This window comes from Desulfovibrio piger, assembly GCF_012843875.1.
Lineage (GTDB): Bacteria > Desulfobacterota > Desulfovibrionia > Desulfovibrionales > Desulfovibrionaceae > Desulfovibrio.
On the sequence record NZ_JABAFY010000071.1, the window covers coordinates 1 to 9312 of the forward strand.

5 protein-coding genes are annotated in these 9312 nt (G+C 57.5%); 3 read left to right on the plus strand and 2 right to left on the minus strand.

Annotated features, from left to right (window positions below):
• The coding region (locus tag HF854_RS11610) for an SNF2-related protein (protein ID WP_205906123.1) at positions 1–603 on the minus strand (603 nt) is incomplete at its 3' end.
• 217 nt (positions 604–820) lie between these two features.
• Between HF854_RS11610 and HF854_RS11615 the strand changes: the two genes are divergently transcribed.
• From HF854_RS11615 to HF854_RS12780, 3 genes are all read left to right on the plus strand, one after another.
• Complete coding sequence (locus tag HF854_RS11615) at positions 821–2530, plus strand: hypothetical protein (protein ID WP_168936434.1); 1710 nt, start codon at positions 821–823, stop codon at positions 2528–2530.
• Positions 2531–2570: 40 nt separating this feature from the next.
• Complete coding sequence (locus tag HF854_RS11620) at positions 2571–2822, plus strand: hypothetical protein (RefSeq protein ID WP_168936435.1); 252 nt, start codon at positions 2571–2573, stop codon at positions 2820–2822.
• A gap of 181 nt (positions 2823–3003) precedes the next feature.
• A complete protein-coding gene (locus HF854_RS12780) occupies positions 3004–7344 on the plus strand; it encodes a hypothetical protein (protein ID WP_168936436.1) in 4341 nt (1446 codons plus the stop codon).
• 833 nt (positions 7345–8177) lie between these two features.
• Here HF854_RS12780 and HF854_RS11630 read toward each other — a convergent pair.
• Positions 8178–9245 (minus strand): replication initiator protein A, encoded by a 1068-nt coding sequence (locus HF854_RS11630; RefSeq protein WP_168936437.1) that lies wholly within the window; start codon positions 9243–9245, stop codon positions 8178–8180.
• Positions 9246–9312 lie beyond the last annotated feature (67 nt).

Genomic DNA, 9312 nt, shown 5'->3' on the forward strand with positions numbered 1-9312 from the left:
GCTGCCGCGCACAGTCTTTTTTTGTCCACATGCCTTCTTGTAACTATAAAAGCTGAAGTTTCCAAACACGCTCTCAGGCCCGCCGAGGTAAGGGGCGATGCGAAGGCTCGAGTATTTTTCCACTTCGTCGATCCAGCTCTGGAACACGATGTGCGGGCAGATAACGATGGTCTTCTCCGGCCCGTTCAACTCGCGCAGCATGGCCAGGGCGTTGATGCTGATGAAGGTCTTGCCGAGCCCCTGCTCCAGCAGGATGGCCAGCTTCGGATAATACATCATCATTTCGATGACCTCGCGCTGGTGCTGGAACGGGGGCACGCGGAAGAGGCCATCGAACCTCCTCACATACCGTTCCTCTTTTATGGCGTCAGGCACCGCCCCGGCCGCGTCGATGACCTCGCGGGCTTCCGGGGACAGCTCACCATCCGGGTAGAGCGCCATAAACCTGCGGTACCCTATAAGTGACACCGGGTACCTGGCGCTGCAGGACAGCGTGAACGAAGCGCCGTTCCTCCCCCTGGAGAACGGCGTGCACATGTTTGATTTGTTGTGGTCGAACCACAACCGGTCCTTTTCCTGATCGTAATGCATGATGTTCGGCATGGCCGGCTCCTGTCTGTTTGTCGGAAAACAAATTGCCCTCCATGCGCATGACGTTCAGGCACATGGATGGCGTAGTATCGTTTTCTTATAACAAGGGCAGGCCGCTTTTCGACATGGGGCACGACGGGCCGCTTTCCGTACGGCATGTCATGGACTGATCCGTGAACTGGCCGGGGCCCGGCGCCCAATATTTGGGGAAAGTCGCCGGAGCTCCAGCATGTCCATACCGATCGTAAGCCCCATCGCCGGGCAGGCCACCGTCCTCAATTCGCGGTACACACGCTTATACAACAACCCCCATTTCGATTACCTCTCCGAGATGCTCCCCAAGGACATCAAGGAGCTTTTCAAGTGGTGCGAGGTCGTGCACCAAAGCATGCCGACCATCTCCAACGGCGTCAGGAAGCTCATCAACTACCCGATCACCGACTTCTCGTTCACCAATGATGCCGAGTCGATCCGGGAAAAGACCCGCGAACTGCTCACGACCCTGAAGATGAAATCGGCACTGCTCGAGTTCGGCAGCGACTACTATGTATACGGGAACGTGTTCAGAACCATATACTTCCCGTTCAAGCGCATGCTCGCCTGCCCCCGGTGCGGCCAGAAGATCGCCATCGAAAAAGCCAACGTGCGCGTCAGGAAAAAGCAGATCGAGCACAAGTGCCCGAACTGCCAGGTGTTCGTTGTCCCGAAGGTGGAAGACACGGCGACCTTCGACCTTGAAAAGATCCGCATCGTCCGCTGGGATCCGAAACAGATAGAGCTCAGCCAGAACCCCATCACCGGCGAGACGAAGTACTATTACGCACTGCCGCAAAAATTCGTCAAAGCCTGCCAGCGTGGCGACATCACCGTCTTGCGCGACACACCCAAGATATTCATCGACGCCGCGCTGGCCGGACGCAATATCGAGATGGGCGGCAACTTCTATCATGCGAAGACATCCGGGCTTGCCGGTTTCGCCAGCGGCTGGGGCATCCCGCCATTGATGCCGGCGCTCAAGAACTACATGTACATCGCCGTGCTCCGCCGGGCCGCGGAAGCCATCGGCATGGAGCACATCACTCCCAAGACCATCCTCTTCCCGCAGAGCAGCGGCTCCACGGACCCGTGCATCATGTCGTCCATCGACCGCTGGCAAAGAGAGATCACCACGGCCATCGAGCGCTGGCGCATGGACCCGAACTACGTGATGACAGCCCCATATCCTACCGGCTTCACCAACATCGGTTCACAGGGCAGGGCGCTCACGCCGACCGAGGAGATCAAGGATGCCCGCATGGAGATGTCCCTGGCACTGGACATCCCGCCCGGGCTCATCATGGGAGACACCAACATCCAGAACAGCGCCGTTGGCCTGCGCATCCTGGAAAACCAGCTTACACCCTACATTGAGCAGCTGACCGCGTTCATCAACTGGACGGTGAACTGTATCAACGCGCATACCAAGCGCGCCTACTGCGCGGTGAAGCTTGTGCCGTTCCGTCTGGCCGACGACATGATGAACAAGCAGATCCTCATGCAGGCCCAGGGCATCGTTTCCCGCTCGACACTGCAGGAAGCCCTCAATCTGGAGCCGGACAAGGAACGCGACCGTCTGAAGCAGGAGCAGCTCGACGACCACGAGTCCCAGCGCGAAGTGGAAAAGGAAATCCAGCAGCGGGAGCAGGACATCGCGAACCAGGCACGGGCCCAGGAGCAGGAACAGGCCACTGGCTTCCCGTCACAGTACAATCAGCAGAAGATGATAGCCGCGGCCCAGCAGCAGGCCATGCAGATGCTGTCCATACCGTACGAACAGCGGCGTTCGGTCCTCGCCCAGCTGCAGAACGAGGACTATGTGATGTGGGCGCTTGTGAGCAAGCAGCTTGAGATGATGCGTGACCAGCAGCAGCCGCAGGGCGGCGCCATGCAGGCTGGGTAGGCCTCCTGGCCACAAAGCACTAATACGGAGGTATGGAGATATGGGGATCGAAACCAAAGCGGTCAGAGACCTTATGAACGAAGAGGACGGTGTCGAACCTCTCCTGGGCCAGCGGCGCAGGGACAAACGGTCGCTGCCGTATCCCGAGGAGACCGAGTTCCGTTGCCAGAACTACCTCAAAAACCCGGGAGACCTTGCCGTGCTCGACATGCAGGGCACCTTCGACAAGGAAGGATTCTACCATGTCGTCTCAAGGTATGCCATCATCCCGGAAAGCGTCACAAAAAAGTAAGACGACTCTCCAGATGTTTTCATTCATAATTCCATAGACGGTTCCCTTATTGATTATGTAACAAGACAAGCAACTCTCTCCACAGAGATATACGCAGATGACCCCATCCACGAATATACGCAGGATTATCACGAAGCCATCAAACATCCGTCAGGCCATCCATGAAAAAGTCCTGGAGGCCGTGCGGAAAAAGTTTCCCGTGGCAGGAAGGAACTTCACGGCAAAGCTCGTAAATGCGACCGTGAAGTTCAGCGAGCTCTCTCACGGCAAGCAGTCGGAGCTCCTGCTTTCCAGGCACAATGCGACGGACGGCGTCTACGCCGATATCGACATCGTGGAGAACTCCTCCGGCCGTACGGTGGGCAGGCTCATCAACAAGCGGATCTGCAACATACCGTACTATACCAACCGGTACACACTGATGCTGGACGGCAACGAGTATGCTGTCGTGAGCCAGATGCGCACCAAGTCCGGCGTCTACACACGCAAGCGTGGCAACGACGAGATCGAGTCCTCGTTCAACCTGGCAAAGGGGGCGAACTTCAAGCTCATCATGGACCCGGACACGGGCATCTTCAAGATCGACATCCTGAATGCCACGCTGCTCGCGGTGGCCGTGCTCAAGATCCTTGGCGCCGGTGGACAGGACATCCTCAACGCCCTGGGCAAGGAGCTTGCGGAGAAGAACCTTGGCCAGCTCACGGACAGCCAGCTCAACAGGGCCCGCACGACGCTGTATGACAAGCTTGTACGCTACCGCAAGGACGGCCCTGGGGAGCTCGTCTCGGCTGAAGAGAAGGACAGTGCCATACGCACCTACTTCAACGGCACCGCGATCGATCCGGAAACGACGGCGATCACTCTCGGCAAACCTTTCTCGTCCGTGGGGCCCATGTCCATCCTTGAGGCCATGAAGAAGATCCTGGCGGTCTACAAAGGCACTGAGGACATCGACGAGCGTGACATGCTGGAGTTCCAGAAGATCCACACCGTCGAGGATCTTCTGGCCGAGACCATCGACAAGTCGTCCGAAATCACCACGAAGCTCCGGCAGCGTCTGGACAAGCTGCGCCTCACTGACGGCAAGATCAGCGATGACGCTCTCGGCAAAGCCCTTGCCCCGGACACCTTCACGCGCCCGCTGCGCCGTTTCATCACCGGCTCGTCACTTTCACGCATGCCGTCGCAGATCAATCCCATGGAGTTCGTCGATACGGCGTCCATCATCACCCGCCTCGGGGAGGGCGCCATTTCGTCGGACCGTGCCGTGCCTTTCGGGACACGTGCCGTGAACTACTCCTATATGGGCCTTATTGACCCCATAGCGGCGCCGGAGAGCTTCAAGGTAGGTATCGATGCACATTGCACGTTTGGAGCGCTCAAAGGCAGCGACAACGAGTTTTACAAGGAGGTCGTCGACTGCCGTACGGGAGAGCGCACGACCAAACGCTCCATCGATCTGTACGATAGCTACCTTGGTTTCCCGGATCCCGTTTACAACAAGGGCGAGCGGAAGCCTACAGACGACATGGCCGCCATCTACCGGGGCAAGCTCGTGCATGTCCCAAGGAGCCGTCTCGACTACCAGATCGCCTCGCCGCACGACCTGGCCACGGTGACCACCAACACCCTGCCGTTCATGCCTGCCAACCAGGGCAACCGTCTGCTCATGGGCGACAAGCACATCCAGCAGGCCCTTCCGCTCAAGGAACCTGAGAAGCGCCTGGTGAAGGCCGTGCTTGGGGATGCTTCAAAGTACAAAAGCACCGTGGACGCCCTGGGGAGCTGGACACTGCCGACATCTCCCGTGGACGGTACCGTCGAGAAGATCGACGACGAGTACGTCTACATCAAGGATGCCCGGGGGAAGATGCACGCTGTCGACTATGAGAACAACCTCGCCCTGGCGACCAAGACCTTCCTCCACAACGACATCACGGTGAAGCCCGGAGAAAGCGTCAAGACAGGGCAGCCCCTGGGTGGGAGCGGGTTCAGCAAGGACGGGGAACTGACTATGGGGCGCAACCTGCGTATCGCCTATATGCCGTTCCATGGGCTCAACCATGAGGATGGTGTGGTCCTGTCGGAATCCGCGGCGAAGAAAATGACGTCCGTGCATTCGGACAAGATCACGCTTGTGGTCAGCCGCAACATCGTCATGGGCAAGGATAAATACCGCACGGCCTTCCCGACGACATTCAGCGCCGCGCAGCTGGCCAAGCTGGATGACGAAGGGCTGGCGAAGAAGGGTGCTGTGCTCGAGGAGGGTGACCCCATCATCCTGGCCATGGAGGACAACAGCGGCAGCAAGGTGAACCAGGTGCTGGGCATGCTGCACAAAAGCCTGAGGCACCCGTATCGTGACCGGGCCGAGGTATACGACCAGCATTACCAGGCGACAGTCGTTGCCGTCGCGTCCACTCCGTCCGTGAAGACCGTCGTGCTGCGCATCGAGAAGCCGCTGCAACTTGGCGACAAGATCGCCGGCAGCTACGGCAACAAGGGCGTCTGTGCCAAGATCCTGCCTGATGACCAGATGCCGCGCGATGAAGATGGCAACGTCCTGGACGGCATCTTCACGTCCGCCGGCGTCATCTCACGCATCAATCCGGCCCAGATCCTGGAAAGCGCGCTCGGCAAGGTGGCGAAAAAGACAGGCAAGGTCTACGAGATCGAGAACTACAGCAAACCGGACTATGTGAAGTTCGTCAAGGACGAGCTGAAGAAGCACAACGTCAGCGATACGGAGACGCTTACCGATCCCGTCACCGGCAAAAAGATCCCCGGTGTCTTCGTCGGCGTCCAGCACTGCCACAAACTGTTCAAGACAACGGACACGAACTTCGCGGCGCGCGGCATCGACGGTGGCTACGACCAGGATGACGCGCCCTCGGGCAACGGTATCACGGGTCCGAAAGCTCTCGGCGGCATGGAAGTGAATGCCCTCATCGCCCACAACGCCCGCTCGCTGCTGCGTGAGGGGACGGTACTGCGCGGTGCGCGCAACCTTGACTTCTGGAAGCAGTTCCAAAGCGGTCTTCATCCGACGATGCCTGATGAAAAGAAGACGTTCACACGCTTCATCGCCATCCTCAAGCAGGCCGGGATCAACGTGACGCGCAAGGACAACGAGCTCGTGGCAGCTCCCCTGACGGACAAGGACGTATTGAAGCTCAGCTCCGGAGAGCTGCGGAATGGCCTCATGCTGAGTGCCAAAGCGTTGCGCCCGGAAGCCGGAGGCCTGTTCGACCCGACCATCACCGGCGGTATCCAGGGGACGCGCTGGGCACATATCAAGCTCGTCGAGCCGGTCGTGAACCCTGTCTTCACGGATGCCGTCCGATCCTTGCTGCGCATGGGGCGGAACGATCTTCAGGAAATGATTGTCAAACAGGGTGGGACGGCCATACGTGACGCCCTGAACAGGATCGACGTCACGAAGGAGCTCAAGGAGTCTGAAGATGCCGTCTATGAAGGTAAACTCGGCAAGGCGGACTTGGACAAGGCCGTAAAGCGGGTCAAATACCTGCGTGCCCTCAGAGACATGGACATGAAGCCCGGCGACGCCTACATCATGAGCGTTGTCCCGGTGACGCCACCTGTCATGCGCCCGATCACTGTGGGGGCCACAGGCGATATGATGACCAATGACGCGGATTTCCTGTACCGTGATCTCATCCTGCAGAACAACAGCTTCCGGAGCATGAAGGCTTCCGGCGCCTTCGGGCAGAAGGATATCGAGGAAAATCGCACTGCCCTCAACACTCGCATGCGTGAATTGGCAGGTCTTGTCGCGCCTGGCGATCCGCAGCTTCGTGGCCGCAGCGTGAAGGGGGCCCTGGACTTTATCGCCGGGGATACTCCCAAGGGAGGCTACTTCCAGCACAAGGTCATTTACGGGAAAATGAACCTTACCGGTCGTGCCACCATCTCCCCGGATACGACACTCGGCCTTGACGAGATCGGCCTGCCGGAAGAGACCGCCTGGCGCATGTACAGCCCGTTCGTCATGCGCAGGCTCGCCCAGATCGGCTATACCCCTCTGCAGGCCAGGGAGGCCATCGAAGAGAAAAGCCCGGCGGCCGTCAAGGCCCTCAAGGAGGACATGGACAAGCGTCCCGTCATCGTGAACCGCGCCCCGACGCTCTGGCGGCACGGCATCATGGCCGCCAAACCCCTGCTGCGTTCAGGGAAGAACCTGCGTGTGAACTCCATCTGGGAAAAAGGCCTCAACGCCGACTACGACGGCGACGCCATGCAGATCCATCTGCCTGTTTCCGACGAAGCCATCGAGGAAGCGAAGAGGATGTTCCCTTCCAGGCAGCTGTTCACGGATAAAAAAGCCGGTGACCTGCTGCAGGCTCCCACACGCGAGCCCATCATCGGCCTGTACAAAGTCACGGAGAATGTCGGGAAGCCACAGGGGAATGCCAAGGTACACCGTTTTCCCGATGTGGATACCGCATGGAAAGCCTACTATGCCGGGAAACTCAAAATGACGGACTACGTGGACATCGGTTGACGGTTCTTTCACAGAACGGCTTCGCGTGACGGTCTGCTCTACGCGTCCTGCGCTATGCGTCACGGCGCCGCGTGTCTGGAACAATGGCCGTCGTGGTCGGAAGTCCTTTCCTCACGGCCTGCCTTTTTCTCCCCTGTAGCCGAAGTTTCGGCCTTTGGATAGTACCCTGATCTTACGGTCAGGGTACTTTTTTTCTTAGACTATCAATGATTATATAGGGGAAAATTCTTCAATTATTTCCATATGTTTCTTGAACACTGGTGGCCCATAACACGTAAAACGGTGGCTCAAAACACGACATCATGGGCAGTTTGGTGGCTCATAACACGTATGGCGGTGGCCCATAACACGTACAGGGTGATCCATAAAACGAAAGTGGTGATCCATAACACGACAAAAAATGCGGGGGTGGTCCATAACACGAGCTGTCAGGAAGCTGTCCTGTTTGGCATACCAGTCGGTATCGTCAATGATGTCCGATAGCTGGCATTACTTTGGGTGGCCCATAGTACGAAATAACGGTGGCCAAAAACACGAAGATGGTGGCTCATGGCACGAAATTTTGCCTGTTTTCGCTCTCTGACTGTGGTGGTCCATAACACGAGGGGGCGGTAGCCAGTTTTGCAGACCTGGTGGTCCATAACACGTTCAGGATACAGAGCCGGCGCACGATGTTTTCGATGATCGTGCGTAAAAAAGGTGGCCCATAACACGAAACTTTGGTTTTGATGGTGGTCCAAAAAACGAAATGCGGTGACCCATAGCACGAACGAAAAAAGGCGGGACATTTCGTCCCGCCTTGCCTGTCAGGTGGCCCACAACACGAAGCTTGGCTACGCCAGTTTAAGCTGCCGTGGAGCCTCTTTAGCAGAGCCCTTCACAGCTCTTTGCTTCGCCTTTTCAAGGATGATGATGTCAGTGTCATGCTCCGAAAATCCGCTTTCCTCCGTCAAAATGCCTTTTTTGACGAGTTCGGTGACGCCCTCACGCAGTTTGCGGCGGATCTCTTTCCTTGGCTGTGTGAGGTTCATGTTCAGGGCCGCGGCCAGTACCATATATCCGCCTGAGTATTTTTCCCTGTGGCTCTGGATGAAGCGGTACATGGCTTTCGAAATCGAACCGCTCAGGTCGTAGCGGCTCAGGGAGTCCAGGTAGGTCACGTTGCCCTGGGTGTAGGCCAGGTAAAAGAAGGGGCTCACCCGCACCTCGAGCTGTTTGGTCACTTCGTCCCAGTTGGCGTATTCGAGCATGTGACGCAGGAAGACCTGCTTCATCGGTTTGCCGTCACTGTCGATCTGACTGACGACACTCAGTTTGATGACGGCTGCCATCATGCGGTTGAGGGAGTCGATGAGCCGCGTGTAGTCGCTCTTGGAAGGGCGACGGTCACTTGGATACATGGTGCGAAGCAGGTCGGACGCGCTTCCCTTGAACTCGAATGTCGTCTTGTCGTCCACGACATGGATATGCTTGTGGTTGCCGCTGATGAGCACCATGAGCGCCACGAAGACGTCCTCATCGACGATGCTCAGCTGCGGCCCTGTGTAATGGATGCTGCCCCACGAGTTGTCGACGATCTTGACGTCTTCGAAATAACGCCTGTTTTTCCCCATTTCCTGCCGGTTGAGCGGAAAGAAGGGAGAAACCCGGGTGATGTCCGTAGGGTAGCCGAACCACTGCTTTTTGGCATTCTTCGTTTTGGCGGACGTTGCCGGCGTCGCGTCGTTCTTCCCCGACTGATCACCACTATTACCATAGAGTATACCCCTGATACGCACCAGGTATGCCAGGCCGACGGCATTCCCGGCCAGGATGCCGTCCAGCATGGCCGGGTTGTGCTCCATGATGTACTTCCGTTCTTCTGCGGTGAGTTCCAGGGACCTGTTTTGATTAGAAGTCATTTCATAATTCCAGAAAAAGTCATAAAAATCGTGTAATCGAATTTCATGAGTAAATACCAAAGATTAA